The organism is Aeromonas sp. XH, assembly GCF_033348475.1.
Taxonomy (GTDB): Bacteria; Pseudomonadota; Gammaproteobacteria; order Enterobacterales; family Aeromonadaceae; genus Aeromonas; species Aeromonas sanarellii.
Map to the genome: position 1 here is coordinate 1,131,241 of NZ_CP137630.1, position 24,942 is coordinate 1,156,182.

At 63.4% G+C, this 24,942-nt stretch carries 24 protein-coding genes and 9 tRNA genes; 12 read left to right on the plus strand and 21 right to left on the minus strand.

The annotated features are described in order from the left end of the window. The first annotated feature begins 210 nt into the window (after positions 1 to 210). The 4 genes from R2B70_RS05360 (at position 211) to R2B70_RS05375 (ending at position 4,909) form a co-directional block, all read left to right on the plus strand. Positions 211 to 1,428: an aspartate aminotransferase family protein gene (locus tag R2B70_RS05360; RefSeq protein ID WP_042078977.1), complete on the plus strand. Its 1,218-nt coding sequence runs from the start codon at positions 211 to 213 to the stop codon at positions 1,426 to 1,428. Between the two features lie 75 nt (positions 1,429 to 1,503). Then, complete coding sequence (gene astA, locus R2B70_RS05365; protein ID WP_042078978.1) at positions 1,504 to 2,523, plus strand: arginine N-succinyltransferase; 1,020 nt, start codon at positions 1,504 to 1,506, stop codon at positions 2,521 to 2,523. Between the two features lie 61 nt (positions 2,524 to 2,584). Beyond that, positions 2,585 to 4,054 carry a succinylglutamate-semialdehyde dehydrogenase gene (gene astD / locus R2B70_RS05370; protein WP_318162819.1) on the plus strand — a complete coding sequence of 490 codons (1,470 nt, stop codon included), beginning with the start codon at positions 2,585 to 2,587 and terminating at the stop codon, positions 4,052 to 4,054. A 57-nt stretch (positions 4,055 to 4,111) separates the two neighbouring features. Beyond that, positions 4,112 to 4,909 (plus strand): DUF1338 domain-containing protein, encoded by a 798-nt coding sequence (locus R2B70_RS05375; protein ID WP_318162820.1) that lies wholly within the window; start codon positions 4,112 to 4,114, stop codon positions 4,907 to 4,909. Positions 4,910 to 4,999: 90 nt separating this feature from the next. Here R2B70_RS05375 and R2B70_RS05380 read toward each other — a convergent pair whose 3' ends face one another. From R2B70_RS05380 to pnuC, 7 genes are all read right to left on the minus strand, one after another. Next, a complete protein-coding gene (locus R2B70_RS05380) occupies positions 5,000 to 5,596 on the minus strand; it encodes a beta-phosphoglucomutase family hydrolase (protein WP_318162821.1) in 597 nt (198 codons plus the stop codon). An 83-nt stretch (positions 5,597 to 5,679) separates the two neighbouring features. Further along, positions 5,680 to 6,030, minus strand: a complete 351-nt coding sequence (locus R2B70_RS05385; RefSeq protein ID WP_042078986.1) for a DUF1622 domain-containing protein — start codon at positions 6,028 to 6,030, stop codon at positions 5,680 to 5,682. 60 nt (positions 6,031 to 6,090) lie between these two features. Then, complete coding sequence (locus tag R2B70_RS05390) at positions 6,091 to 7,011, minus strand: alpha/beta hydrolase (RefSeq protein WP_042078987.1); 921 nt, start codon at positions 7,009 to 7,011, stop codon at positions 6,091 to 6,093. Between the two features lie 87 nt (positions 7,012 to 7,098). Beyond that, positions 7,099 to 7,425 (minus strand): N(4)-acetylcytidine aminohydrolase, encoded by a 327-nt coding sequence (gene yqfB / locus R2B70_RS05395; RefSeq protein ID WP_042078989.1) that lies wholly within the window; start codon positions 7,423 to 7,425, stop codon positions 7,099 to 7,101. A gap of 24 nt (positions 7,426 to 7,449) precedes the next feature. Then, a complete protein-coding gene (locus tag R2B70_RS05400) occupies positions 7,450 to 8,121 on the minus strand; it encodes a Crp/Fnr family transcriptional regulator (protein WP_219143744.1) in 672 nt (223 codons plus the stop codon). 120 nt (positions 8,122 to 8,241) lie between these two features. Beyond that, the gene (locus tag R2B70_RS05405; RefSeq protein ID WP_318162822.1) at positions 8,242 to 8,967 is read right to left on the minus strand and encodes a nucleoside phosphorylase; all 726 of its coding nucleotides are present in this window, start codon (positions 8,965 to 8,967) and stop codon (positions 8,242 to 8,244) included. Next, the gene (pnuC, locus tag R2B70_RS05410) at positions 8,964 to 9,686 is read right to left on the minus strand and encodes a nicotinamide riboside transporter PnuC (protein ID WP_318162823.1); all 723 of its coding nucleotides are present in this window, start codon (positions 9,684 to 9,686) and stop codon (positions 8,964 to 8,966) included. The genes R2B70_RS05405 and pnuC overlap by 4 nt, the downstream gene beginning before the upstream one ends. 266 nt (positions 9,687 to 9,952) lie before the next feature. Here pnuC and R2B70_RS05415 point away from each other — a divergent pair, with 266 nt between their 5' ends. Then, positions 9,953 to 11,785 (plus strand): SLC13 family permease, encoded by a 1,833-nt coding sequence (locus R2B70_RS05415; RefSeq protein ID WP_318162824.1) that lies wholly within the window; start codon positions 9,953 to 9,955, stop codon positions 11,783 to 11,785. A 232-nt stretch (positions 11,786 to 12,017) separates the two neighbouring features. On the opposite strand, the gene R2B70_RS05420 is transcribed toward R2B70_RS05415, so the two are convergent. The 14 genes from R2B70_RS05420 to lolB all read right to left on the minus strand — a co-directional run bounded on the left by R2B70_RS05420 (position 12,018) and on the right by lolB (position 17,773). Continuing rightward, positions 12,018 to 12,101, minus strand: a tRNA-Leu gene (locus tag R2B70_RS05420). 8 nt (positions 12,102 to 12,109) lie between these two features. After that, a tRNA-Met gene (locus tag R2B70_RS05425) sits at positions 12,110 to 12,186 on the minus strand. Positions 12,187 to 12,222: 36 nt separating this feature from the next. Further along, a tRNA-Gln gene (locus R2B70_RS05430) sits at positions 12,223 to 12,297 on the minus strand. A 45-nt stretch (positions 12,298 to 12,342) separates the two neighbouring features. After that, positions 12,343 to 12,419: transfer RNA gene (locus R2B70_RS05435), tRNA-Met, on the minus strand. 36 nt (positions 12,420 to 12,455) lie between these two features. Beyond that, positions 12,456 to 12,530 (minus strand) — tRNA-Gln (locus R2B70_RS05440). A gap of 41 nt (positions 12,531 to 12,571) precedes the next feature. Then, a tRNA-Gln gene (locus R2B70_RS05445) sits at positions 12,572 to 12,646 on the minus strand. A gap of 45 nt (positions 12,647 to 12,691) precedes the next feature. Next, positions 12,692 to 12,766: transfer RNA gene (locus R2B70_RS05450), tRNA-Gln, on the minus strand. A gap of 8 nt (positions 12,767 to 12,774) precedes the next feature. Continuing rightward, a tRNA-Met gene (locus tag R2B70_RS05455) sits at positions 12,775 to 12,851 on the minus strand. 235 nt (positions 12,852 to 13,086) lie between these two features. After that, positions 13,087 to 14,178: a redox-regulated ATPase YchF gene (gene ychF, locus R2B70_RS05460; RefSeq protein WP_042078059.1), complete on the minus strand. Its 1,092-nt coding sequence runs from the start codon at positions 14,176 to 14,178 to the stop codon at positions 13,087 to 13,089. Positions 14,179 to 14,270: 92 nt separating this feature from the next. Continuing rightward, positions 14,271 to 14,867, minus strand: a complete 597-nt coding sequence (gene pth / locus R2B70_RS05465; protein ID WP_113977790.1) for an aminoacyl-tRNA hydrolase — start codon at positions 14,865 to 14,867, stop codon at positions 14,271 to 14,273. Between the two features lie 258 nt (positions 14,868 to 15,125). Beyond that, positions 15,126 to 16,073, minus strand: coding sequence for a ribose-phosphate pyrophosphokinase (locus R2B70_RS05470; RefSeq protein ID WP_010673845.1), 948 nt, complete (start codon positions 16,071 to 16,073; stop codon positions 15,126 to 15,128). A gap of 183 nt (positions 16,074 to 16,256) precedes the next feature. Continuing rightward, positions 16,257 to 16,331, minus strand: a tRNA-Gln gene (locus R2B70_RS05475). After that, positions 16,311 to 17,198: a 4-(cytidine 5'-diphospho)-2-C-methyl-D-erythritol kinase gene (gene ispE / locus R2B70_RS05480; protein WP_257520006.1), complete on the minus strand. Its 888-nt coding sequence runs from the start codon at positions 17,196 to 17,198 to the stop codon at positions 16,311 to 16,313. The genes R2B70_RS05475 and ispE overlap by 21 nt, the downstream gene beginning before the upstream one ends. Further along, positions 17,195 to 17,773 carry a lipoprotein insertase outer membrane protein LolB gene (lolB, locus tag R2B70_RS05485; protein WP_318162825.1) on the minus strand — a complete coding sequence of 193 codons (579 nt, stop codon included), beginning with the start codon at positions 17,771 to 17,773 and terminating at the stop codon, positions 17,195 to 17,197. The genes ispE and lolB overlap by 4 nt, the downstream gene beginning before the upstream one ends. Positions 17,774 to 17,898: 125 nt before the next feature. Between lolB and hemA the strand changes: the two genes are divergently transcribed. The 7 genes from hemA to R2B70_RS05520 all read left to right on the plus strand — a co-directional run bounded on the left by hemA (position 17,899) and on the right by R2B70_RS05520 (position 24,900). Next, entirely contained in the window at positions 17,899 to 19,158 is a 1,260-nt protein-coding gene (gene hemA / locus R2B70_RS05490; protein ID WP_042078066.1) for a glutamyl-tRNA reductase, read from the plus strand. Positions 19,159 to 19,209: 51 nt separating this feature from the next. Next, positions 19,210 to 20,298 (plus strand): peptide chain release factor 1, encoded by a 1,089-nt coding sequence (gene prfA / locus R2B70_RS05495; protein WP_318162826.1) that lies wholly within the window; start codon positions 19,210 to 19,212, stop codon positions 20,296 to 20,298. Next, entirely contained in the window at positions 20,298 to 21,131 is an 834-nt protein-coding gene (prmC, locus tag R2B70_RS05500) for a peptide chain release factor N(5)-glutamine methyltransferase (protein WP_318162827.1), read from the plus strand. The genes prfA and prmC overlap by 1 nt, the downstream gene beginning before the upstream one ends. Before the next feature lie 43 nt (positions 21,132 to 21,174). Next, complete coding sequence (locus R2B70_RS05505) at positions 21,175 to 21,558, plus strand: SirB2 family protein (protein ID WP_318162828.1); 384 nt, start codon at positions 21,175 to 21,177, stop codon at positions 21,556 to 21,558. Between the two features lie 11 nt (positions 21,559 to 21,569). Next, positions 21,570 to 22,370, plus strand: a complete 801-nt coding sequence (locus R2B70_RS05510; protein ID WP_010673852.1) for a SirB1 family protein — start codon at positions 21,570 to 21,572, stop codon at positions 22,368 to 22,370. 105 nt (positions 22,371 to 22,475) lie between these two features. After that, positions 22,476 to 23,330, plus strand: coding sequence for a 3-deoxy-8-phosphooctulonate synthase (gene kdsA, locus R2B70_RS05515; RefSeq protein WP_209793434.1), 855 nt, complete (start codon positions 22,476 to 22,478; stop codon positions 23,328 to 23,330). A gap of 286 nt (positions 23,331 to 23,616) precedes the next feature. Next, a complete protein-coding gene (locus R2B70_RS05520; protein ID WP_318162829.1) occupies positions 23,617 to 24,900 on the plus strand; it encodes a dicarboxylate/amino acid:cation symporter in 1,284 nt (427 codons plus the stop codon). The last annotated feature ends 42 nt before the right edge of the window (positions 24,901 to 24,942 follow it).

Consider the following 24,942-nt stretch of genomic DNA (forward strand, 5'->3'; position numbering starts at 1 on the left):
CTCCTCCCTGTCCAAATTATCTCTTGCCAACACCCCCTGAGCCGTTATGCAATGCGGTTGCCTAAAATCTCACGGGCAATCGAACAATGTTCCTCATAGGCGGTCAAGTTACAGACTTTTTACTTTTTTTCTGTGATAATTCCGCCACGTTTACACGGATTTAACTTTTGGGCGGTGGATTATTCTGCCGCGATATAGCAGGAGAGCAATATGTCAGAGTTGTTGGCAGTGACACGTGAAGTGTTTGATGAAGTGATGGTTCCCAACTATGCGCCGGCCAAGATCATTCCGGTTCGCGGCGAGGGATCACGTGTCTGGGATCAGGAAGGCCGCGAGTATGTCGACTTCGCGGGAGGGATCGCGGTCAATGGCCTGGGCCATTGCCATCCCAAGCTGGTCGAAGCCCTGAAAACCCAGGGTGAGAAGCTGTGGCACCTCTCCAACGTGATGACCAACGAGCCGGCCCTGCGCCTGGCCAAGAAGCTGGTTGCCGCCACCTTCGCCGAGAAGGTCTATTTCTGCAACTCCGGTGCCGAAGCGAACGAAGCCGCCCTCAAGCTGGCCCGCCGCTACGCCATCGAGAAGTTCGGGGCCCACAAGACCCAGATCATCGCCTTCCATCAGGGCTTCCACGGCCGTACCTTCTTCACCGTGAGCGTCGGTGGCCAGGCCGCCTACTCCGATGGCTTCGGTCCCAAGCCGGCCGACATCACCCATGTGGCCTACAACAACCTGGAAGAGCTGGCCTCCGTCATCTCCGACAATACCTGTGCCGTGGTGATGGAGCCGCTGCAGGGGGAGGGTGGCATCATTCGTCCCACCGACGAGTTCGCCCGTGGTGTGCGCGAGCTGTGCACCAAGCACAACGCCCTGCTGATCTATGACGAAGTGCAGTCCGGTGTCGGCCGTACCGGCGAGCTCTATGCCTACATGGGTCTGGGGGTCACGCCGGACATCCTCACCAGCGCCAAGGCGCTGGGCGGCGGCTTCCCCATCGGCGCCATGCTGACCACCACCGAGATCGCGGCTCACCTGAAAGTGGGTACTCACGGTTCCACCTACGGCGGCAACCCGCTGGCCTGCGCCGTGGCCGAGGCGGTACTGGACGTGGTCAACACCCCGGAGGTGCTGAACGGCATCAAGCAGCGCGAACAGCTGTTCCGCCAGGGTCTGGAAGCCATCAACGCCAAGTACCACTGCTTCAGCGAAGTGCGCGGTCAGGGTCTGCTGCTGGGCGCCGTGCTGAACGATGATTTCAAGGGGCGCTCCCGCGACTTCCTGCTGGCCTCCGTCGATCAGGGCCTGCTGGCGCTGGTGGCGGGCACCAACGTGGTGCGCTTCACTCCGTCCCTGGTGATCCCGGAAGCGGACATCAAGGAAGGTCTGGCCCGGTTCGAGAAAGCCGTCGCCCAGGTGGTCAACGCCTGAGGCTAGTTGAGGTGGGGAACCCGCCCGGCAGGAGCCGGGCCCCCACCTGTCGTCAATGAAAGGGAGTTGTCATTTATGTTGGTTATCCGTCCTATCGAGCAGCGCGACTTCGCCGGCCTCAAGACCTGTGCCATCGAATCCGGCACCGGCATGACCTCGTTGCCGGTCAACGACGAGCTGCTGCAACGCAAGATCGATGCCTCGACCCAGACCTTCCTGGACAAGCCCGCCGGCAAGGGGGATTGTCTCTACTTCTTCGTGGCCGAGGATCTGGAAACGGGCGAGATGGTCGGCACCTGCGCCATCGACGCCGCCGTCGGCCTGTCCCAACCGTTCTACAACTATCACATCGGCAAGGTGGTGCACTCCTCCCCCAAGCTCGGCATCTACAACGTGGTGGAGACGCTCACCCTCTCCAACGATTACACCGGCAACTCCGAGCTCTGCACCCTCTTCCTGCGCGAATGCGCCCGCGAGGGGCTCAACGGCCGTCTGCTCTCCAAGCACCGTTTCCTGTTCATGGCCGAGCACCCCGAGCTGTTTGACAGTACCGTCTTTGCCGAGATGCGCGGCGTCTCCGATGGCAACGGCCACAGCCCCTTCTACGAGTGGCTGCAGAAGCATTTCTTCTCGATGGACTTTCCCACCGTCGACTATCTCACCGGCATCGGCAAGAAGCGCTTCATCGCCGAGCTGATGCCCAAGTACCCCATCTACGTGAACCTGCTGAGCAACGAGGCGCGCGCCGTCATCGGCCAGACCCACGAGAAGACCCGTCCGGCCATCAAGATGTTGCAGGACGAGGGCTTCGTGAACCGCGGCTACGTCGACATCTTCGATGCCGGCCCCACGGTCGAGTGCGAGGTGAAGAACATCCGTAGCGTGCGCCGCAGCCAGAAGCTGGCGGTGCTGGTGGGCGAGCCCATCGGCGGTCACACCTACCTCATCTGCAACGCCAGGTTCGAACAGTACCGCGCCTGTTACGGCAACATCCGGGTCGATCTGGACAAGCACGAAGCCATCATTCCGCCCAAGATGGCGGCCGCCCTCAAGGTGGAGAATGGCGACATGGTACGGGTCGTCGATCTGGAGTAACGGGTATATCCGCATTGAGACGGGGCGCCAAGGCGGCCCGTGCACCACAGGGAGTGAATTGATGATGTCTTTAGTCCAGTTTATCGATGGCCAGTGGCTGGCCGGTGAAGGCAAGCCGTTCGAATCAAAAGATCCGGCCAAGAATGCAGTGATCTGGCAGGGGGAGGCGGCAAGCCAGACCCAGGTGGACGCCGCCGTCAAGGCGGCCCGTGCGGCCTTCTACCATTGGTCCGATCTGGCCCTCGAGGAGCGCCTCGCCATCGTCCGCCGCTACGCCGACCTGCTCGGCGAGCACAAGGAGGCGCTGGCCCTGACCATAGCCCGTGAGACCGGCAAGCCCCTGTGGGAGACCCGCACCGAGGTCGCCGCCATGCAGGGCAAGATCGCCATCTCCATCCGAGCCCATGACGAGCGCACCGGCACGGTGGAGAACCCCATGCCCGGCGCCAAGGCGTTCGTGCGCCACAAGCCCCACGGCGTGGTCGCCGTGTTCGGCCCCTACAACTTCCCGGGCCACCTGCCCAACGGCCACATAGTGCCGGCGCTCATCGCCGGCAATGCGGTGGTGTTCAAGCCCTCCGAGCTGACCCCCATGGTGGCCGAGGCCATGCTGAAGATCTGGCAGGAGGCGGGGCTGCCCAAGGGCGTGCTCAACCTGGTGCAGGGCGAGGTGGAGACCGGCAAGGCGCTGGCCGGCAATCCGGACATCGACGGCCTCTTCTTCACCGGCTCGTCCCGCACCGGTCACTTCCTGCACCAGCAGTTTGCCGGTCAGCCCGGTAAGATCCTGGCCCTGGAGATGGGGGGCAACAACCCCCTTATTGTGAAAGACGTGAGCGACATCGACGGCGCAGTGCACGCCATAGTGCAGTCCGCCTTCATCACCTCGGGCCAGCGCTGCACCTGCTCGCGCCGCCTGTTTGTGGAGCGCGGCGCCAAGGGGGATGCCCTGGTCAAGCGCCTGGTGGACGTGGTCGGTCAGATCAAAGTCGGTCTGTACGATGCCGCCGAACAACCCTTTATGGGCGCCATGATAAGCGAGAAGGCTGCGCTCGGCATGGTCGAGGCGCAAGCCAACCTGCAACGGCTTGGCGGCGAGAGCCTGCTCACCCTCAGGCACCTGGAGGCGGGCACGGGGTTCGTTTCTCCCGGCATCATCGACGTGACCGCCGTGAGCGCCTTGCCGGATGAAGAGTACTTCGGCCCGCTGCTGCAGCTCATCCGCTATGACGACTTCGACGCCGCCATCGACCAGGGCAACGCCACCAGCTTCGGCCTCTCGGCCGGCCTGCTCGGCGACAACGAGGCGGACTGGCAGCACTTCTTCAAGCGCATTCGTGCCGGCATAGTCAACTGGAACAAGCCCATCACCGGCGCCTCCAGTGCCGCGCCCTTCGGCGGCATAGGTGCCTCCGGCAACCACAGGGCGAGCGCCTACTACGCCGCCGACTACTGTGCCTATCCGGTGGCCTCGGTCGAGGATGGCAAGGCGAGCATGCCGGATCAGCTGTCCCCCGGCCTGACCTTCTAATAACAAAGGGGCATCCACGGGTGCCCTTGTCTGTACCCGCAATCAAAGGAAAGAGAGATGCAAAAGGATATCGAGACCCTGTTTGGCCATCTGTGGGACAACTACATTCAGGTCACCCCCAGTGCCCACAAGGTTCACCAACTGCTGGGGGGCGGTGCCCCCATCATCAACGATCACGTGGCGTTTCGGACCTACAACCTGCCCAAGCTCGGCCTCGAGAAGCTGGCGGCCCACTTCCGTGCCCTGGGGTACGAGGAGAAGGGCGAGTATGTGTTCAAGGCCAAGAAGCTCTATGCCAAGCACTTCGAGCATGCGGATCCGGACGCCCCCAAGGTGTTCATCAGCGAGCTGAAGGTGGAAGAGCTCTCGGCAGGCGCCCAGGCCATCATCCACAAGCTGGTGGATCAGGTGCCCGAGCACCTCACCGACACCCCGGCCTTCCTCTATGCCGGCGCTCCCTGGCAGGTCTCCCATGCCGACTACCAGATCCTGCTGGCGGAGAGCGAGTACGCGGCCTGGATGGCGGCCTGGGGCTATCGTGCCAACCACTTCACGGTCAACATCAACCGTCTGGCCGACTTTGACACCATCGAACAGGTCAACGCGGCCCTGAAGGCGGCGGGCTTCGTGCTGAACACCGTCGGCGGCGAGGTGAAGGGAGATCCCCAGGTGATGCTGGAGCAGTCCTCCACCATGGCGGACAAGGCCGAGGTCGCCTTCAGCGACGGCGTACGCGCCATCCCGAGCTGCTTCTACGAATTCGCCCTGCGCTACCCGCAGCCGGACGGCGTGCTCTACCCGGGCTTCGTCGAGGCCTCGGCGGACAAGATTTTCGAATCCACCAACGCCATGTAAGGTGGTGCCGGCTCATGCCGGCACCACGTTATGAAAAACGCCTCCCTGGTGGAGGCGTTTTTGTTGGCGGACGGGGCACATTTGCCCACCCTAGCGCGGGCAGAGTGCGCCCTGATGGACCAGCAGGGTCTCCATGCCGGCGGCGCGGCCCGCCTCCAGGCCTATGGGGGTGTCTTCGAACACCAGGCAGTTGGCCGGCTTGGCGCCGAGCTGCTCGGCCACTTTCAGGAAGGTGTCGGGGTGGGGCTTGTGGTTGACCACGTCATCGGCGCTCACCAGCACGGGGATGAAGGCGTCGAGCCCGGTCTGGTGCAGGATGTGCGCCGCATGCGCCCGGGTGGAGCCTGTGCCTATTCCCATGGGCACCTTTCCGTGGCACTCCTTGACCAGTTCCCACATGGCGGGAAACACGCTTACCTTATCGATATGCTCAAGATAGAGCGCCACCTTGCGGCGGGCGAAGGCCTCCACGTCGATGGCCAGCCCGTGCTGCTCTGCCAGCATGGCCACTATCTTGCGGGTGGGAATGCCGCCGTACTCGTTGAGCTGCGCCCGATCGAACGGCAGGCCGAACTCGGCGCTCGTCTGCTCCCAGGCATCCAGGTGCAGGGGCATGGAGTCCACCAGGGTGCCATCCATATCGAAGATCAGGGCGTCGTACTGCTCAAAGCGGTGTTGCTCGGTCATGGGACTGCTTCCTCCTGGGCGAAAGGCCCAGGGTACCAGATCCGTCGGTTGGATGCCGCTCGCCCCGTCGGCGGTGTCTCGGCCTAGGCGCGCTGGCGCTCGCTCTGGGCCTCCAGCTCCTTGCCGAGGAAGTAGTTCAGGAAGGTGCGGATCACCGCGATGATGGCGAGGCGGATCAGCTCCTCCTTGCTCGGTGCCACCGTGGTGGCCAGGATGTCGGCGGCGAGCTGGAACTCCAGCGCCAGGATGAGCCAGCTGCCGAAGCAGAGCCGGATGCGGGGAAAGCCGGGCTCGTGATCCCGCACCCTGGCCGCCAGCCAGAGGGTCTTGCCGAGCCCCATCACCACGCAGGCGATGGAGATGAGTTCCAGCAGCAGCTGGAACAGCTCGACCCCGTGCATCATGGCCTCTCTCAGGCCGGTTATTTCAAACACGCTCGACTCCTCCACGATTCAAAAGAGACACTTGTACCACGCTGACCGGCCCGGGCCAACTCAGAGCCTCCTGAGCAGGGCGGCCATCTGCTCGACGAGCTGGCGGGCGGCCGGACTGACGGCGGCCAGTTGAAAGTAGCCGTGGATGACCCCGAGCTGCCGCTGGCAGGTGGCGACGACGCCGGCTTGCAGCAGTTTGCGATAGAGGGCTTCTCCTTCGTCGCGCAGCGGATCAAATTCCGCGGTCACGATATGGGTCGGCGGCAATCCTGGCAGGGCCGGGTGGTGCAGCGGGCTCGCCTCCGGATGATGGGCGGGCAGGGTGCCCAGATAGGCCTGAAAACCGCTGAGCAGCATGTCGCGGGTGATGAGGTTGTCGTCGCCGAGCAGGCGATAGCTGTCGCTTCCCCCCAACGCATCGAGCATGGGGTAGAGGAGGATCTGGGCGGCGGGAAGGGGCGCTCCCGTCTCCTTGAGCCGCAACATGGTGATCAGGGCTAGGTGACCGCCTGCGCTGTCGCCTGCGAGCGCGATGCGCTTGGGATCGCCGCGCCACTGCGGCAGCTCGGCCATGATGGCGAGGGTCGCGGCCAGCGCATCGTCATGGGCCGCCGGATAGGTGTGTTCGGGAGCGAGGCGGGTATGCACGGCAAAGACCAGGGCGCCGGCACGGTTGCACAGCATCCGCATCTGGCGGTCGTGGGTCTCGAAATCCCCGCTGACGAAGCAGCCGCCATGAAAGTAGATGAGTACCGGAGAGGGGGAGTCTGCGGGATCGACGGGCTGATAGAGGCGGATGGCGTAATGTTCTTCTTGCCACTCCTCGATGCTGCCGACCTCCTCCCGCTCGCCGCCCAATGCGGCAGAGGCAAGGTAGCCTTCACGGCGCGCCTGCCAGCTCAGCTCGCTCGCCCTGGGTCTGCCTGCGGCGATGAAGTCCGCCACCATGGCCGCGATGGCCGGTTCGAGTTGTTCTTCCATAACGCACCAATAACTGTATATAAAAACAGGTATTGTGCGCTTTTGGCCCGGGAGCGCAACCGGAGTTAAATGAGACAGCTCACAAAATCAGGCTTCAACCAGCTGGAATTCAATCACATAGAGCTGTGGCAGATCGGGGTAGATGGCGCGGATGACCTCCTTGAGCTCGGGGAGCGTCATGTTCTCCTGGCGGGCGTGCTCGTCATCGAGTTCATCGAAGGCGACTGCCTTGACGGAGATCACTTCGATGGTGCCAAAGGGCTGATGCTCCGGGTTGGTGAACAGGGCCAGCCGCTGGCCGGGCTGCCAGTCGGCCTCGCTCTCGTCGCGGATGGTGATGGTCTTGCGCCCGGCCTGGATGTCGGCGACGAAGCGGCTGAAGAAGGTGAACTCGGGGTGGGTTGCAACAGACATGGGGGCTCCGATGGTGAGTGAAGGTCAAAGATCGAGATAGGCGCGCAGCCTGGCGAGATCGGCGATGGCGGGTCCCTCGGCCCCTTCGCAGACAATCCCCTGTTCGATCAGCTCCTTGAGGGCGCGCCGATAGACCCGCTCTGTGGTGCCAAAGCGAGCCGCCTCGTGGGCCCGATTGCGCGAGCCCAGCATGGGGGTGCGCTGGCGCTCGCGCCACAGCTCGAAGGCGATGTTGTAGGCGATGGGGTGCAGCAGCCGGCTGGTGGTGATGTCCAGGGTATCCAGGTAGTCGCTGGCGAGCGCCGCGGCGAAGAAGAGGGTCAGCTCGGGCTCGGCCAGCAGCCGTTTGGCCAGCTTGTCGGCGCAGATGACGGCGGCGTCCAGCTCGGTCTCGGCCACCACGCTCCACTGCACCGGGGTGGCGCTGAAGAACTCCATCTCGCCGAAGATCTGCTGGTGGCACTCGATCTCGCCGAGTTGAAACTGCCGCCCCGAGTGCACCGCACTGTTGAGGGAGATGCGGCCCTGGGCCACCAGATAGAGCTGCTCGCACCGCTCCCCCTGCCGCATGATGGGTTCGCCCGGCAGGTAGCGGCGCGAATAGAGGGTGCAGGCCGCCAGCGCCGCAGCAAAGCGCGGTTCGAGTGCGGCAAGCTCGGCGTGAAAGCGACCGAGGGGGTAGGGTTGTTGCTGCATGGGGAAGGCCCGGCTTGACGAGGGCCATGAGGCTAACAAGGGCGGGGGCGGGATGCCAGCCCCCGCACCCCCGAATGTGCCGGGCTTAACGTTTTGCGCAACGGACCCCGGCAGACCCGGCTATTGCGTCAGGGCGTGGAGGGCGGCGGCGATGGCCAGCCGCTCGCCGGTCATCATGGCGGCTTCGCTGGCGGCGTAGTCGCTCACCCCCGCTTGCACGTCCTGCTCGAAGGCCACCACGTTGCAGAGCACGGCGGCCACCCGCACCTTGCGCAGGCGCCCCACGGCGAGCAGGGAGGCGGTCTCCATGTCTGCCCCGAGTACCCCGCGCTGGTGCCAGTAGCGACAGACGTCCTGCTCGTCATCCCGATAGAAGCTGTCGTGGGAACGCACCAGCCCGTGCCAGTGAGGCTGGTCGCTGGCGCCGAGATGAGCGAGCAGGGCGGCCTGCAGGCGGATGTCGGCGCAGGCGGGGTACTCGGGGGGCAGGTAGGCTTGCGAGGCGCCTTCGCTGCGCACCGCCCCCTCCACCACGATAAGATCCCCGAGCCCGATATGGCCTTGCAGGGCGCCGGCGGAGCCGACCCGGATGAGGGCACGGGCGCCCGCCTGCACCAGCTCCTCCAGCGCGATGACGGCGGAGGCGCCGCCGATGCCGGTGCTGCACACAGTGACGGGCATCCCCCGGTAGCGGCCGTTGATGAGGCGAAACTCCCGGTGCTGGCCGAGACTCTCGCACTCCTCTAGCTGGCTGGCGATGCGCTCGACCCGGGCCGGGTCGCCACACAGCACCACCCGCGCGGCTATCTGATCCGGGTGGCATTGCAGGTGGGGCAGCAGGCTCATGCGATCGCTTCCTGTTGCGGACGTTTGGCGCTGACCATCCAGAGGCGAGTACCGTTGGCGGCGATGAACAGCAGGATCAGGTACTCAAGGGACATGGCATAGACCCCCTGGGCGGCATAGACACCGATGCTGATGATGTTGATGACCACCCATAGGATCCAGTTCTCCACGTACTTGCGGGTCATCAGGATCTGGGCCACCACGGAGAGCACCGTCATGCTGGCATCCCAGAAGGGGAAGGCATCGGGGGAGGGCTCAGGGGTGGCGAGATTGGCGCCAAACAGGTTGAGCAGGGCGACCGAGGTGCGCGCCAGGGCGGCGAATACCGGGTCGATATAGAGGGTCAGCAGGGCGATGGCCAGCACGCTCGCGGCGGCGGTGGCGATGAGTTTGGACTTGCTGAGCCAGCGGATCTGCAGGGTGTCACCCTGGGCGTTGGCCGGGCGGGTCCAGGCGTACCAGCCATAGAGGTTGGCGCAGAAGAAGAACAGCTGCAGCAGCAACAGGCCGTAGAGCTGGATCTGGAAGAAGATGATGGCGAACAGGCTGACGTTGATGAGCCCGAACAGGTAGTTGATGGTCTTCTCCTGGCTGGCGCACCAGATGCAGGCCAGCCCGAACAGGGTGCCGATGGCCTCGATCCACGACATGGCGTAACCACCGCCCAGGGGGATGGTCACCAGGGTGTGATGGATGCTGAACCACTCGAATAAGCTCATTTTCGTTTCCTTTGAAAATTGGGGGCGTGAACCGGGCCTATTCTAGGGGCGGCGCGGAGGCGCTGGCAGGACTTTTGTCCGTGCAGGGCCGAGCCACCTCAAAGAATGGACAAACGGCGGGAGCAACTTTAGGCCCCCGATGGCACCCTGATATGCGATGATGCCCTGCCCCAGTTTTTTGATATGTCACAACATGGGGATGAGCAGGCTGTGGTCTGATGGGATCCCCCTTGGTGCGGTCGGGGAGTGGAACGAAAGGAGCGAGTGTGAATTCCGAGTTGATCTGGGTACTCTGCATGCTGGTGGGGGCCATCTTCCTGTTTATTACCAACAGGGTGCGTATGGATGTGGTGGCCTTGTCGATCATCATCCTGTTCGTGCTGAGCGGCACCCTGACCCTGCCGCAGGCGCTGGCGGGCTTCAGCGACCCCAACGTCATCCTGATCGCCGCCCTGTTCGTGGTGGGGGAGGGGCTGGTGCGCACCGGCATCGCCTATCAGGTGGGGGATGCCCTGGTGAAGGTGGCCGGCAGCAGCGAGACCCGCATGCTGGTGCTGCTGATGGTGGCGGTGGCGACCCTGGGGGCCGTGATGAGCTCAACCGGGGTGGTGGCCATCTTCATCCCGGTGGTGCTGAGTGTGGCGAATCGCATGGGGATCCCGCCCGGCCGGCTGATGATGCCGCTCGGCTTTGCCGGCCTCATCAGCGGCATGATGACGCTGGTGGCGACGCCCCCCAACATGGTGGTGAACAGCGAGCTGATGCGCCACGACATTCAGGGGTTCGGCTTCTTCGGCTTCACCCCCATGGGGGTCATCATCCTAGGGATGGGGATCCTCTACATGCTGTTGATGCGCACCTCCCTGGTGCGCGAGGAGGAGGAGGGCAAGGGCAAGCAGAGCGGGCGCAGCACCATGCGCGATCTCATCCGCGACTATAGGCTGGCCGGGCGGGCGCGCCGACTGGCACTTCGGCCCGATTCCCCCCTGATCGGTCAGACCCTGGACGAGCTGCAGCTGCGGGCCCGCTACGGGGCCAACGTCATCGGGGTGGAGCGCTGGCGCAAGTTCAGGCGGGTGATGGTGACCGTCTCCGGGGTGACCGAGTTCCAGGCCAAGGACGTTCTGCTCATCGACATGTCGGATCCCGAGGTGGACGTGCGGGAATTCTGCAGCGAGGCGCGGCTCGAGCCCATGATATTGCGCGGGGAATACTTCTCCGATCAGGCGCGGGAGGTAGGCATGGCCGAGGTCTCCCTCATCCCCGGCTCCCGACTGCTCGGCAAGAGCATCCGCGAGGTGGCGTTTCGTTCCCGCTATGGCCTGAGCGTGGTGGGGATCCGCCGCGCCGGCGAGGCGCTCACCGGCAAGCTGGTGGATGAGCCGCTGCTGATGGGAGACAGCCTGCTGGTGGTGGGCAACTGGAGCCTCATTCGCCAGTTGCAGACCCATCATCGCGATTTCCTGCTGCTCGGCCTGCCCGCCGAGGTGGACGAGATGGCGCCGGCCCGCAGCCAGGCCATCCACGCCCTGGTGGCGCTCGGGGTCATGATAGTGCTGATGGTGACGGATCCCGTGCCCAACGTGATCGCGGCGCTCATCGCCTGCCTGCTGATGGGCAAGTTCCGTTGCATCGATCTGGAGAGCGCCTACAAGTCCATTCACTGGCCGACCCTGATCCTCATCGTGGGCATGCTGCCCTTTGCCCTGGCGCTGCAGCAGACCGGCGGGGTGGATCTCATCGTCGGGGGACTGATCTCGGTGGTGGGAGAGATGGGACCTCGCGTGATGCTGGCCAGCCTGTTCGCCCTGTGCGCCGTCATCGGGCTCTTCATCTCCAACACGGCGACGGCGGTGCTGATGGCGCCCATTGCGCTCGGCACGGCCCAGCAGATGGGGGTCTCCCCCTATCCCTTTGCCATGACCATCGCCATCGCGGCGTCGGCGGCCTTCATGACGCCGGTCTCCTCGCCGGTCAACACCCTGGTGCTCGGCCCAGGCAACTACAGGTTCGTGGATTTCGTGCGTATCGGCGTGCCCTTCACTCTGCTGGTGATGGTGGTGAGCGTCATCGCCATCCCTTGGTTCTTCCCGTTCTGACGGCATCGATGAGAAAGGCGGCCTGCGGGCCGCCTTTTTGTTGCCTGCTGGGCCCCGACATGAAAGGCCGACATCAAGAGGGTGCAGAGGATGAGTACCCTGTGCCGGGGAGAGCACGAGGTGCAGCCGCTAATGGCTGGGAGGCGTTGCAGGCGCGGGACTGCGGGAGACGGGCGGCAAACGCCGGGCACAAAAAAACCAGCCTGGGCTGGTCTGTTTGGTACGGCTTTGATGGTGCGGAAGGAGAGACTCGAACTCTCACGCCTAGGGCGCCAGAACCTAAATCTGGTGCGTCTACCAATTTCGCCACTTCCGCAAGAGTAATGGTGGCTATGACGGGATTCGAACCTGTGACCCCCGCATTATGAGTGCGATGCTCTAACCAACTGAGCTACATAGCCGTCTTGTGCCCGACTTGCGTCGAAGACAAGTAAAAATGGCTGGGGCACTAGGATTCGAACCTAGGTATGGCGAGATCAAAACCCGCTGCCTTACCGCTTGGCGATGCCCCAACAGTGTTCCCTGCAATCGGATGATTGAAGGAACATTTTCAAAAATGGTGGCTATGACGGGATTCGAACCTGTGACCCCCGCATTATGAGTGCGATGCTCTAACCAACTGAGCTACATAGCCGTCTTGTGCCCAACTCGCGTCGAAGACAAGTAAAAATGGCTGGGGTACTAGGATTCGAACCTAGGGATGGCGAGATCAAAACCCGCTGCCTTACCGCTTGGCGATACCCCAACAGCGATGCCTGACAGAGACTGTCAAACATCATGCAAAAATGGCTGGGGCACTAGGATTCGAACCTAGGTATGGCGAGATCAAAACCCGCTGCCTTACCGCTTGGCGATGCCCCAACAGCGCTCCTCGACCGTCATATGACAGGCAAAGAGCCTTGAAAATGGCTGGGGTACTAGGATTCGAACCTAGGGATGGCGAGATCAAAACCCGCTGCCTTACCGCTTGGCGATACCCCAACTTGAGATGGTGGCTATGACGGGATTCGAACCTGTGACCCCCGCATTATGAGTGCGATGCTCTAACCAACTGAGCTACATAGCCAACCGTGCTTCCAGTGAGTCGTTGCCTCGTCACTGTGCGGCCGGAATTATGCGTATCTGGCTCTGGGGCGTCAACCCTTTTTTTGTTTGAAAAAACGAATTTGGGTGCGTTTGGCGAGTTATTGGTCGCTGTCGTGCAAAAGCCCAACAATCTGGTTTTTTTTGCGACATTTGCCAGCAGATGGCCTGTCCGGCCGGATAGAAAAGAGGCCAGCAAATGCTGGCCTCTCATGGGGTTAGACGTTGAACAGGAAGTTCATGATGTCGCCGTCTTTGACGATGTAGTCTTTCCCTTCGGCGCGCATCTTGCCCGCTTCCTTGGCGCCTTGCTCACCCTTGTAGGTGATAAAGTCGTCGAAGGCGATGGTCTGGGCGCGAATAAAGCCTTTTTCGAAATCGGTGTGGATCTTGCCCGCGGCCTGCGGGGCGGTGGCACCGACCGGAATGGTCCAGGCGCGCACTTCCTTCACCCCGGCGGTGAAGTAGGTCTGCAGCTTGAGCAGCTCGTAACCGGAGCGGATCACCCGGTTCAGGCCCGGCTCCTCGATGCCCAGATCCGCCATGAACTCGGCGCGATCCTCGTCGTCCAGCTCGGCGATGTCCGCCTCGATGGCGCAGCAGACCACGACCACGACGGCGTTCTCGGCGGCGGCGATCTCACGGACCTGATCCAGATAGGGGTTGTTCTCGAAGCCATCTTCCGCCACGTTGGCGATGTACATGGTGGGCTTGAGGGTCAGGAAGTTGAGGTGGCTGACGGCGTCCAGCTCCTCCTTGTCCAGCTTCATGCCGCGGATCATCTGGCCGTTTTCCAGGGCCACCTTGATCTTCTCCAGCACTTCCACTTCCAGCTTGGCATCCTTGTCACCGCCCTTGGCACGCTTGGACTGGCGGTTGATGGCGCGCTCGCAGGCGTCCAGATCGGAGAGGGCCAGCTCGGTGTTGATCACCTCGATGTCGTCGGCCGGGGAGACCTTGCCCGCCACGTGGACGATGTTCTCGTCCTCGAAGCAGCGCACCACGTGACCGATGGCCTCGGTCTCGCGGATGTTGGCCAGGAACTGGTTGCCCAGGCCCTCGCCCTTGGAGGCACCGGCCACCAGGCCGGCGATGTCCACGAACTCCATGGTGGTCGGCACGACACGCTGCGGGTTGATGATGGCCGCCAGCTGGTCGAGGCGAGGATCCGGCATGGGGACCACACCCGTGTTCGGCTCAATGGTGCAGAACGGGAAGTTGGCGGCTTCGATGCCGGCCTTGGTCAGCGCATTGAACAGGGTGGATTTGCCTACATTGGGCAGGCCCACGATACCGCATTTAAAACCCATGGATAGTTACCTTACGTGATGGATGCTGTGGGAGGCCACGCGGGCGACCTCGTCATATTGTTCGCGCCTGGCATCTTGCCAAGGCTCCGTGTTCAAACCTTCTCGGCCTTGAAGCTGTGCAGGCGATGCATGGCCTTGGTCATGTCCTGCTTGAACAGGATGTCGGTGGCGCGCAGGGACTCGTCCAGCGCGGCCTCGATCAGGCTCTGTTCGCTGCTGGGGGCCTTGGTCAGCACGAAGCCGGCCACCAGCTCCTTGGCGCCGGGATGACCTATCCCGAGACGCAGGCGGAAGAAGTTATTGTTGTTGCCCATCCTGGCGATGATGTCCTTGAGGCCGTTGTGGCCGCCGTGGCCGCCACCCTGCTTGAACTTGGCGATGCCGGGGGGCAGGTCCAGCTCGTCGTGGGCCACCAGGATCTCTTCCGGGGCTATCTGGTAGAAGCGCGCCAGCGCCGCCACCGCCTTGCCGGAGAGGTTCATGTAGGTGTTCGGGATGAGCAGCCGCACATCCTGTCCGTCCACCAGGATGCGGGCGGTATGGCCGAAGAACTTGGGCTCTTCGCGCAGGCTGACATTGTGCCAGCGGGCCAGTTGCTCCACATACCAGGCCCCCGCGTTGTGGCGGGTCTTGGCATATTCGGGGCCGGGATTACCGAGCCCGACAATCAGTTTGATTTGACTTGTCACGCTTGATGTCTTCACTCGCTACTTGCCATGAGCGGATGGCCCTGGGCAATGGGACGCAATATTCTAGCCGCCGGCTGGCGAACACTCAACCAAAGTGCGGCAGCGGGGAGGATAACGGCCGTGCATGGCGGCCAGAACGGGCATCGCCCGGCCCTTGTCTGCCGTGCCGGCCGCCCTCATCGGCGCACCAGGGCGGGATCGAGCGGAAACAGAAAAACAAAAACCGCCGTGCGGCGGTTTTTGTGACAACGGGATCTATCAATGCTCGAACATGGCAGAGATGGACTCTTCGTTGCTGATACGGCGGATGGCTTCGGCCAGCACGGAGGAGAGGGTCAGCTGCTTGACCTTGCCGACGGCCTTCATTTCCGGGGTGAGCGGGATGGAGTCGGTGATGATCAGCTCGTCGATGACCGAGTTCTTGATGTTCTCCACGGCGGTGCCGGAGAAGACCGGGTGGGTCGCATAGGCGAACACGCGCTTGGCACCGCGCTCTTTCAGCGCTTCGGCCGCCTTGCACAGGGTGCCGCCGGTGTCGATCATGTCGTCGACGATGACGCAGTCACGACCGGCCACGTCGCCGATCAGGTGCATGACCTGGGAGACGTTCGGGCGGGGACGACGCTTGTCGATGATGGCGATGTCGGTGTCGTCCAGCAGCTTGGCGATGGCACGGGCACGGACCACGCCGCCGATGTCCGGAGAGACGACCACGGGGGATTCGAGGTTCTTGGCCTTCATGTCTTCCAGCAGCACAGGGCTGCCGAACACGTTGTCGACGGGGACGTCGAAGAAGCCCTGGATCTGCTCGGCATGCAGGTCAACGGTCAGCACACGGTCCACACCCACGCTGGAGAGGAAGTCGGCGACGACCTTGGCGGTGATGGGCACACGGGCGGAGCGGACGCGGCGGTCCTGACGGGCATAACCAAAGTAGGGGATAACGGCAGTGATACGGCCAGCTGAAGCACGACGCAGTGCATCCACCATGACGATCAATTCCATCAAATTGTCGTTGGTCGGGGCACAGGTGGATTGAATGATGAAGATATCGCCACCGCGTACATTCTCGTTGATCTGTACGCTGATCTCGCCGTCGCTAAAGCGACCTACGGCAGCATTGCCGAGTTTGATAAACAGGCGATCTGCGATCTTCTGGGCTAGTTCCGGCGTTGCGTTACCAGCAAACAGCTTCATGTCAGGCACGGTTTGAAACCTCGGGGTTGCATCCAGTATGTGGGGAGTCTGAGTTCAGACCCGGATCGTTTGGGGGCAAACGATTTAGCAAGATGACGGACAAGGTCTCAGCACAGGGAAAATGGCGTCGCATCACCCTGGCTGGGTGGGTGGACAGGGGGCGTCTACCCTTGATGCGTCATCATGCCAGCTTGGCTGGGGTACTAGGATTCGAACCTAGGAATGGCGAGATCAAAACCCGCTGCCTTACCGCTTGGCGATACCCCAATCACTGACTTGTTGCAAAGTGGCGAAGAGTGGTGATATGTTCTCGCCCTTGGCGACAAACCCATCCCAGCCTTCCGGCACTTTGGCCAACACCTTCCGAGCAGCCATTTCGTCTTCAAATTGAGCAAAGACGCAGGCGCCAGTGCCCGTCATTCTTGACGGCGCGTATTCTAGCAACCAGCCGAGCGCATTGGCAACCTCGGGGTGGCGCTTTTTCACCAGCAATTCGCAATCGTTTTTCCACTCCCCTTCCAGCAGATTGCCCAGGGTCATCTTGGGGGTGTCGCGAGGCAGTTCCGGATCCTGGAACACGGCCGCCGTTGCCACATGGCAGTCGGGCTTGAGCACCAGATACCAGGCCGCGGGCACCTCGACCGGTTGCAGTCGCTCGCCCACTCCTTCTGCAAACGCGGCCCGGCCGCGCACGAACACCGGCACGTCGGCGCCGAGCTGCACGCCGAGCTGCGCCAGCTCATCCTCGCCGAGGCCCGCCTGCCAGAGATGGTTCAGGGCCACGAGCGTGGTGGCGGCATCGGACGAGCCCCCGCCGATGCCGCCGCCCATGGGCAGCACCTTCTCCAGCCGGATGTGGGCCCCCATCGGGCTTGGCAGCCTCCCCTGCAGCAGGCGGGCGGCGCGGATGATGAGGTTCTGTTCATCGGGCACGCCGGGAATGGCGGGGCTCAGGGTGAGCTGGTCGCTACCCGGGATCACCTCGAACTCCAGCCAGTCCCCGTGGCTGAGGAAGATGAACAGGGTCTGCAGCTCGTGATAGCCGTCCGGGCGGCGGCCGTTGACGTGCAGGAAGAGGTTGAGCTTGGCCGGGGCGGGCCAGCGGATAGGCGCCTGGGGGATATCGTGCATCATGGCGCCAGGGTCCACTGGTTGATCTGCAGCTTGAGACGGCTGCCCTGGCCCGTCATGGTCAGCAGGTGCGGCAGCCGGTAGTTGTCCTGATCCCGGTAGTCCCCATAGACGATCTGCCACTGGCCGTCGCGCACCGAGGCCAGGCTGGCGTCGGGATTGAGCTCGAACTCGGCGTTGCCCGGCAGCCCCTTGATCCACTCCGGCAGCCCGGCCACCGGAATGTGCCAGCCGGTGAGCTGGTAGACGAGCGCCTCGGCATCCTGGCTCTGGTGCACCTTGCCCTCGTTGTCGGTCAGGGTGATCTCCCCCTTGCTGCGAGAGAGCTCCAGGATATGGGTGCCGATCAGGCTGGTGAGGTTGAGGCGGTAGTCGTCGCCGTTCTGATGCCAGTTGAGGCGGGCGCTGCCCTTCTGGCGGGCGGTGATGATGGCCATCTTGCCCGACAGCTGCCAGTGGGTGAGGCGCTCGAGGCGGGCGCGCTCCTGTTGCCAGTTGACCTGATCCCGCTGGGGTTGGGTGGTGGTACAGCCCGCCAGCACCAGCAGGCAGGCGAGGGAGAAGATACGCAAGAACAAGGTCGAGCTCCGAACAAAAGGTTTGCCACAGTATACGGGGCGGCCGTATCGCTTTTAAAGACTTACCCTTTCTCGTACAATTGTCGGCCTTTACACCCAGTGCATGAAACGATCATCACCCACCCATGAGTCTGCTTGCCCTCGGAATCAACCACAACACCGCCAGTGTCGCCTTGCGGGAGCGGGTCGCCTTTGGCCCGGACCGCATCGATCGCGCCCTGCGTGAGCTGGTGGAGCAGCCCGGTGTCAGCGAGGCGGTGATCGTCTCCACCTGCAATCGCACCGAGCTCTATTGCAGCCTGGAGCAGGGGCAGGGGGAGCAGGTGCTGCACTGGTTGCAGCGGTTTCACGAGCTGGATGCGGCCGAGGTGGTCTCCGCCATCTACCAGCACTGGGACGAGGAGGCGGTACGCCACCTGATGCGGGTCGCCTGCGGCCTCGACTCCCTGGTGCTCGGGGAGCCGCAGATCCTGGGGCAGATCAAGCAGTCCTACGCCCACGCCCAGCAGGCGGAGGCGGTGAAGGGGTCCCTGGAGCGGTTGTTCCAGAAATCCTTCTCGGTGGCCAAGCGGGTACGTACCGACACCGAGATCGGCGCCAGCGCCGTGTCGGTGGCCTTCGCCGCCGTGAGCCTGGCCCGGCGCATCTTCTCCGATCTCTCCCAGACCAAGGTGCTGCTGATAGGGGCCGGCGAGACCATCGAACTGGTGGCCCGTCACCTGCGCGAGCAGAACGTCACCCGCATGATGGTGGCCAACCGCACCCTGCAGCGGGCCCAGCTGCTGGCCGAGGAGTTCGGCGCCCAGGTGATGACCCTGGAGGAGATCCCGGACTACCTGCACGAGGCGGACATCGTCATCAGCTCCACCGCCAGCCCCCTTCCCATCCTCGGCAAGGGCATGGTGGAGCGGGCGCTGAAGGCCCGCCGCTTCAGGCCCATGTTCCTGGTGGACATCGCCGTGCCGCGGGACATCGAGGCCGAGGTGGACGAGCTCTCCGACGCCTACCTCTACACGGTGGACGACCTGCAGGGCATCATCGAGCAGAACCTCGAGACCCGCAAGCGGGCGGCCGCCGAGGCGGAGCTCATCGTCCAGGAAGAGCGCGACGACTTCATGGGCTGGTATCGCAGCCAGCACTCGGTGGATCTCATCCGCGATTACCGTCACCAGTCCCAGCAGGTGGCCGATGAAGAGCTGCAGCGCGCCCTGCTGGCCCTGCAACAGGGCGAGAATGCCGAGCAGGCCCTCAGGGCCATGGCGCACCGCCTCACCAACAAGTTGATCCACGCACCGACCCAGGCCCTGCGCCAGGCCGCCGCCCAGGGGGATGCCCACAAGCTGGCCCAGCTGCGTCAGGTGCTGGGATTGTCACAAGAATCATAGTGTTGGGGCGGCCCCTTGGCCGTCCCGTCCTCCATCGAGAATCCAAGAGTCATGAACCCGTCATTGATCAGAAAGCTGGAAGGCCTCATCGAGCGCCACGAAGAAGTACAGGCCCTGCTCGGCGAGCCCGGGGTGGCCTCGGATCAGGACAGATACCGTGCCCTGACCCGGGAATATGCCCAGCTGGAAGACATAGTCCACGCCTTCCAGCGTTTCCGTCAGGCCGAAGAGAACCTCGAAACCACCCGGCTGATGCTGGAGGAGGAGGATGCCGACCTGCGCGAGATGGCGCAGGAGGAGCTGCCGCTCGCCAAGGCGGCCTTTGAGGAGCAGGAGCAGGCGCTGCAGGTGATGCTGCTGCCGCGGGATCCCAAGGATGACAACAACTGCTATCTGGAGATCCGCGCCGGCGCCGGTGGCGACGAGGCGGCCATCTTCGCGGGGGATCTGTTCCGCATGTATTCCCGCTACGCCGAGCGCCAGGGCTGGCGCGTCTCCATCGTCAGCTGCAACGACGGCGAGCACGGCGGCTACAAGGAGGTGATCGCCAAGGTGGACGGCGAGCACGTCTACGGCCGCCTCAAGTTCGAATCCGGCGGTCACCGGGTGCAGCGGGTGCCGGAGACCGAGTCCCAGGGCCGGGTGCACACCTCCGCCTGCACCGTCGCCGTGCTGCCGGAAGTGCCGGAGGCCGAGCAGATCGAGATCAACCCCTCGGAGCTGAAGATCGACACCTTCCGCGCCTCCGGGGCCGGCGGCCAGCACGTCAACAAGACCGACTCCGCCATCCGCATCACCCACCTGCCCACCGGCCTGGTGGTGGAGTGCCAGGACGAGCGCTCCCAGCACAAGAACCGCGCCAAGGCGATGTCGGTGCTCTCGGCCCGGCTGCAGGCGGCCGAGGACGAGCGCCACCGCGCCGCCGAGCAGAGCACCCGCCGCAACCTGGTGGGCTCCGGCGATCGCTCCGAGCGCATCCGCACCTACAACTACCCCCAGGGACGCCTCTCCGAGCACCGCATCAACCTCACCCTCTATCGCCTGGGCGAGATCCTGGAGGGGGATCTGGACTGCGTGATCACCCCCCTGGTGCAGGAGTATCAGGCGGATCAGCTCGCCTCCCTGGCCGAGAGCAACTGATGCAGATCCAGCAGGCCCGTGCCCATATCATGGCGACCCTGGCCTCCGGGGAATCCCCCCGCGCCGACGCCGATGCCCTGCTCTGCCATCTGCTGGATTGCCGACGCGGCTACCTGATGACCTGGCCGGAGCGCGAGCTCGATGCCGCCCAGCAGGCGACCCTGGCGGGCTGGCTGGCGCGCCGCCTCCAGGGCGAACCCATCGCCCACCTCATCGGCGAGCGGGAGTTCTGGTCCCTGCCGCTGAAAGTGAGCCCGGCCACCCTGATCCCGCGTCCCGATACCGAGGTGCTGGTGGAGCAGGCGCTGGCGCGCCTGCCGGCTGGCCCCTGCGCCCTGCTGGATCTCGGCACAGGGACCGGCGCCATCGCGCTCGCGCTCAAGTCCGAGCGACCGGATGCCGATGTATGGGCCGTGGACCGGATGCCGGAGGCGGCCGCCCTGGCCCGCGCCAACAGCGCCGCCCTGGGGCTGCCCGTCACGGTGCGGGACGGCAGCTGGTTCGAGCCGCTCTCGGGTGCCCCGCGCTTTGCGATGATCGTCTCCAACCCGCCCTACATCGACGGGGCGGATCCTCATCTCGACGAGGGGGACGTGCGCTTCGAACCCCGCTCCGCCCTGGTGGCGGACGAGCAGGGGATGGCGGACATCCGCCTCATCGTGGCAGGCGCACCTGCCCACCTGGTTCCCGGTGGCTGGCTCCTGCTGGAGCACGGCTGGGAGCAGGGGGCATTGGTGCGTCAACTCCTGTTGCAGCAAGGCTACGACCAGGTGGAAACCGTGCGCGATTACGGTGATAACGAGCGGGTGACCCTGGGGCGGCTGGCTCGTTGACGATGACGGGCGGGCTCTTCCCGCCCCCGAGCAAGGAAATGTTATGTATGTTGTGCTCAAGCATCTGCACCTCGCCCTGATAGCCGGGGCCGTGCTGATGTTTATCCTGCGCTTTTACTGGTTGCAGACCGGCTCCGCCCTGGCAGGGGGCGCCCGCACCCTCAAGGTGAGCGGCTGGCTCAACGGCCTGGTGGTGCTCACCGGCGTGCTGCTGTGCATGGTGCTGGACCTCAACCCCCTCAACAACGCCATTCCCTGGCTCAGCGAGAAGCTGGCCGCGGTGCTGGTGGTGATGTTTCTGGCCTTGATGGCGCTGCGCCTGGCCCGCAGCAACGGCATCCGCTGGTTTGCCTTCCTGGGCGCCCTGGGGTGGATCTTCTTTATCGCCAAGCTGGCGGTACAAAAGCAGGCCAGCCTGTTCGGTTAGGGATGACGACGATGATACGCGTGGACGAATGGACCGATTTCGAAGCCCATGACATCGCCGAGCTGGCGCTGTCGGTGAGCGACGAGATCCGGGGACAGGGTGGGAGCGGGGAGGCCGAGCTGGCCCGCCTCGACGCCTGGCTGGACGAGGCGATTGCCGAGGGGGACTGCGACGAGGTGCGCCGCCAGCTGTTGCAGGGGTTCTACCAGACCTTAGGGTTTCGCGGCGACTGGCAGGATTACTTCTCGGCGGCCAACTGCGACCTGAACCAGGTGCTGGCAAGGCGCAAGGGGATCCCGGTGAGCCTTGGCATCCTCATCATCCAGCTGGGTCGCAAGATAGGGCTGGATGTGGAGGGGATCTGCTTCCCCGGCCACTTCCTGCTGAGCTTCGCCGGCCTGGAAGGGGAGGTCTATGTGGACCCCTTCAATGGGGACGAGCTGAGCAGGCACCGCATCGAACTGCTGCTGCGCGGCGCCCTCGGCAACCTGGCGAGCCTGAGCGACGACCACCTGCAGCCATCGGGGCAGTGGGAGATCATCGAGCGGTTGCTCAACGTCAGCAAGGGGGCCCTGCTGCGGGAGGAGCGGATGACGGAGGCGCTGCGCTGCAGCGAGCTGCTGCTGCGCATGAAACCCGGCGATCCGCTGGAGACGCGGGATCGGGGCTTCATCTACGAACAGCTCGATTGCCCGCGCTTCGCCGCCGACGATTTCGAGTACTTTATTGAACAATGCCCCGACGATCCCGTGGCCGACGTGCTGAAAACCCAGCTGGCCAGTCTGGATCTGAGCCCCAAGCCACTCCATTGAGGTGGCTGGGAAATCAAGCGGACGAATATCGAGGTCGCCGTGCCCAGGGCACAGCGGCCGGATGTGGATTCAAGCCCCGAGCCCTTTTACCTAAGGAAGCCTGAGATGGAACAGAAGAATATCAAGATCAACCAGATCGACGTCGCCAACGACAAGCCCTTCGTGCTGTTCGGCGGCATGAACGTGCTGGAGTCCCGCGACATGGCGATGGCGGTGTGCGAGAAGTACGTGGAAGTGACCAGCAAGCTGGGCATCCCGTTCGTGTTCAAGGCGAGCTGGGACAAGGCCAACCGCTCCTCCATCCACTCCTATCGTGGCCCGGGTCTGGAAGAGGGGATGAAGATCTTCGAGGAGCTTAAGCGCACCTTCGGCATGCCGGTGATCTCCGACCTGCACGAGCCCCATCAGGCCAAGCCGGTGGCGGAGGTGGTTGACGTCATCCAGCTGCCCGCCTTCCTGGCGCGCCAGACCGATCTGGTGGAGGCCATGGCCCGCACCGGCAACGTCATCAACATCAAGAAGCCGCAGTTCCTGAGCCCGAGCCAGATGAAGAACATCACCGACAAGTTCGAGGAGTGCGGCAACGATCGCCTGATCCTGTGCGAACGCGGCGTCAACTTCGGCTATGACAACCTGGTGGTGGACATGCTGGGTCTGGGCGTCATGAAGAAGAGCACGGGTGGCTACCCCGTCATCTTCGACGTGACCCACTCCCTGCAGTGCCGTGACCCCCTGGGCGCCGCCTCCGGTGGTCGCCGCGAGCAGGTGGCCGAGCTGGCCCGTGCCGGCATGGCGGTGGGCCTGGCGGGCCTGTTCATCGAATCCCACCCGGATCCCAAGGTCGCCCGCTGCGACGGTCCGAGCGCCCTGCCGCTGGAGAAGCTGGAAGGCTTCCTCAAGCAGATGAAGGCCATCGACGATCTGGTCAAGGGCTTCGAGCCCCTCGATACCTCGGTCTGATCCAGGCTTAGGTTGAAAAATGCCCCGCTCTGCGGGGCATTTTTATTTCTTCCATCTTCACATGGCGCCCCTTCATGGTCATTACGGCAAGGTTGCCGTGGTGTTAATGATGTTAAATGTGTTGTGTGATTGATGTCGCTAAAATGATTCTTATAACGTGTGAAAGTGCCGCCGTCGGAATGGCGAAATGGCATGAACCGGGTGAGAGGAGTGAACTGTCTCGCCGCGGATCCCTGCACGCGTTTTTTGCCATCGCCCGTGTCAATTAATTAACAGGACGTTGAGCATGCACAAGAAAATAGTCAGCAGCCTCTACTTTCAGGTGATATTGGCCATCACCATTGGAATATTGCTAGGGCACTTCTATCCGAGCCTGGGCGCCGATATGAAACCCCTCGGTGATGGCTTCGTGAAATTGATCAAGATGATCATTGCCCCCGTTATTTTCTGTACCGTGGTGACGGGGATCGCCGGCATGGAGAGCATGAAGGCAGTCGGCAAGACGGGGGCCATCGCGCTCATCTATTTCGAGGTGGTGAGCACCCTGGCGCTGATCATCGGCCTGTGCGTGGTCAACCTGCTGCAACCCGGGGTCGGCATGAACGTGGACCCCTCCTCGCTGGATGCCAGCGCCATCTCCGCCTATGCGGAGCAGGCCCAGTCACAGGGCATCGTCGCCTTCCTGCTGGACGTGATCCCGGCCAGCGTGATCGGCGCCTTTGCCAGCGGCAATATTCTCCAGGTGCTGCTGTTTGCGGTGCTGTTCGGTTTTTCCCTGCATCATATCGGTGAGAAAGGCAAGGCTATTTTCAATATCATCGACGGCTTCTCCCAGGTTATTTTCGGGATCATCAACATGATCATGAAATTGGCACCGGTCGGGGCATTTGGTGCCATGGCGTTTACCATAGGAAAATATGGTATTGGCTCCCTGGTGCAGCTCGGGCAATTGATCGCCAGCTTCTATCTGACCTGTCTGCTGTTTATTTTCCTGGTGCTTGGCAGCATCGCCAAGGCAAATGGCTTCAGCATAGTGCGCTTTATTTCCTACATCCGGGAAGAGCTGCTGATCGTGCTCGGCACTTCCTCATCTGAATCCGTATTGCCGCGCATGCTGGTGAAGATGGAGGCGCTCGGCTGCAAGAAGTCGGTGGTGGGCCTGGTGATCCCGACCGGTTACTCCTTCAACCTGGACGGCACCTCCATCTACCTGACCATGGCCGCCGTCTTCATCGCCCAGGCGACCAACACCCCGCTGGACTTGTTCCATCAGCTCACTCTGCTGGTGGTGCTGCTCATCTCCTCCAAGGGGGCGGCCGGGGTCACGGGCAGCGGCTTCATCGTGCTGGCGGCGACCATCTCGGCGGTGGGACATCTGCCGCTGGCCGGGCTGGCGCTGATCCTCGGGATAGATCGCTTCATGTCGGAGGCCCGCGCCCTGACCAACCTTATCGGCAACGGTATCGCGACCCTGGTGGTGGCCCGCTACTGCGAACAGCTCGATGAGGAGAGGATGCAGGAGGCTCTGGCGAAACCCGTGGTGGCCAAGCCGGTGGATCTGCGGGGCTGAACCGCTCCTTGAGCGTGACGGTTACCCATAAAAAAACGGCCC

Excerpts from the sequence above, each read along its gene's own strand:
- hemA (WP_042078066.1), top strand. The coding sequence starts at position 17,899 with ATGAGTCTGCTTGCCCTCGGAATCAACCACAACACCGCCAGTGTCGCC.
- astD (WP_318162819.1), top strand. The coding sequence starts at position 2,585 with ATGATGTCTTTAGTCCAGTTTATCGATGGCCAGTGGCTGGCCGGTGAA.
- pnuC (WP_318162823.1), bottom strand. The coding sequence starts at position 9,686 with ATGAGCTTATTCGAGTGGTTCAGCATCCATCACACCCTGGTGACCATC.
- R2B70_RS05405 (WP_318162822.1), bottom strand. The coding sequence starts at position 8,967 with ATGAGCCTGCTGCCCCACCTGCAATGCCACCCGGATCAGATAGCCGCG.
- prfA (WP_318162826.1), top strand. The coding sequence starts at position 19,210 with ATGAACCCGTCATTGATCAGAAAGCTGGAAGGCCTCATCGAGCGCCAC.
- ispE (WP_257520006.1), bottom strand. The coding sequence starts at position 17,198 with ATGATGCACGATATCCCCCAGGCGCCTATCCGCTGGCCCGCCCCGGCC.
- R2B70_RS05505 (WP_318162828.1), top strand. The coding sequence starts at position 21,175 with ATGTATGTTGTGCTCAAGCATCTGCACCTCGCCCTGATAGCCGGGGCC.
- R2B70_RS05375 (WP_318162820.1), top strand. The coding sequence starts at position 4,112 with ATGCAAAAGGATATCGAGACCCTGTTTGGCCATCTGTGGGACAACTAC.
- R2B70_RS05360 (WP_042078977.1), top strand. The coding sequence starts at position 211 with ATGTCAGAGTTGTTGGCAGTGACACGTGAAGTGTTTGATGAAGTGATG.
- prmC (WP_318162827.1), top strand. The coding sequence starts at position 20,298 with ATGCAGATCCAGCAGGCCCGTGCCCATATCATGGCGACCCTGGCCTCC.
- R2B70_RS05520 (WP_318162829.1), top strand. The coding sequence starts at position 23,617 with ATGCACAAGAAAATAGTCAGCAGCCTCTACTTTCAGGTGATATTGGCC.
- R2B70_RS05400 (WP_219143744.1), bottom strand. The coding sequence starts at position 8,121 with ATGCAGCAACAACCCTACCCCCTCGGTCGCTTTCACGCCGAGCTTGCC.
- R2B70_RS05380 (WP_318162821.1), bottom strand. The coding sequence starts at position 5,596 with ATGACCGAGCAACACCGCTTTGAGCAGTACGACGCCCTGATCTTCGAT.
- kdsA (WP_209793434.1), top strand. The coding sequence starts at position 22,476 with ATGGAACAGAAGAATATCAAGATCAACCAGATCGACGTCGCCAACGAC.
- R2B70_RS05390 (WP_042078987.1), bottom strand. The coding sequence starts at position 7,011 with ATGGAAGAACAACTCGAACCGGCCATCGCGGCCATGGTGGCGGACTTC.
- R2B70_RS05510 (WP_010673852.1), top strand. The coding sequence starts at position 21,570 with ATGATACGCGTGGACGAATGGACCGATTTCGAAGCCCATGACATCGCC.
- astA (WP_042078978.1), top strand. The coding sequence starts at position 1,504 with ATGTTGGTTATCCGTCCTATCGAGCAGCGCGACTTCGCCGGCCTCAAG.
- yqfB (WP_042078989.1), bottom strand. The coding sequence starts at position 7,425 with ATGTCTGTTGCAACCCACCCCGAGTTCACCTTCTTCAGCCGCTTCGTC.
- ychF (WP_042078059.1), bottom strand. The coding sequence starts at position 14,178 with ATGGGTTTTAAATGCGGTATCGTGGGCCTGCCCAATGTAGGCAAATCC.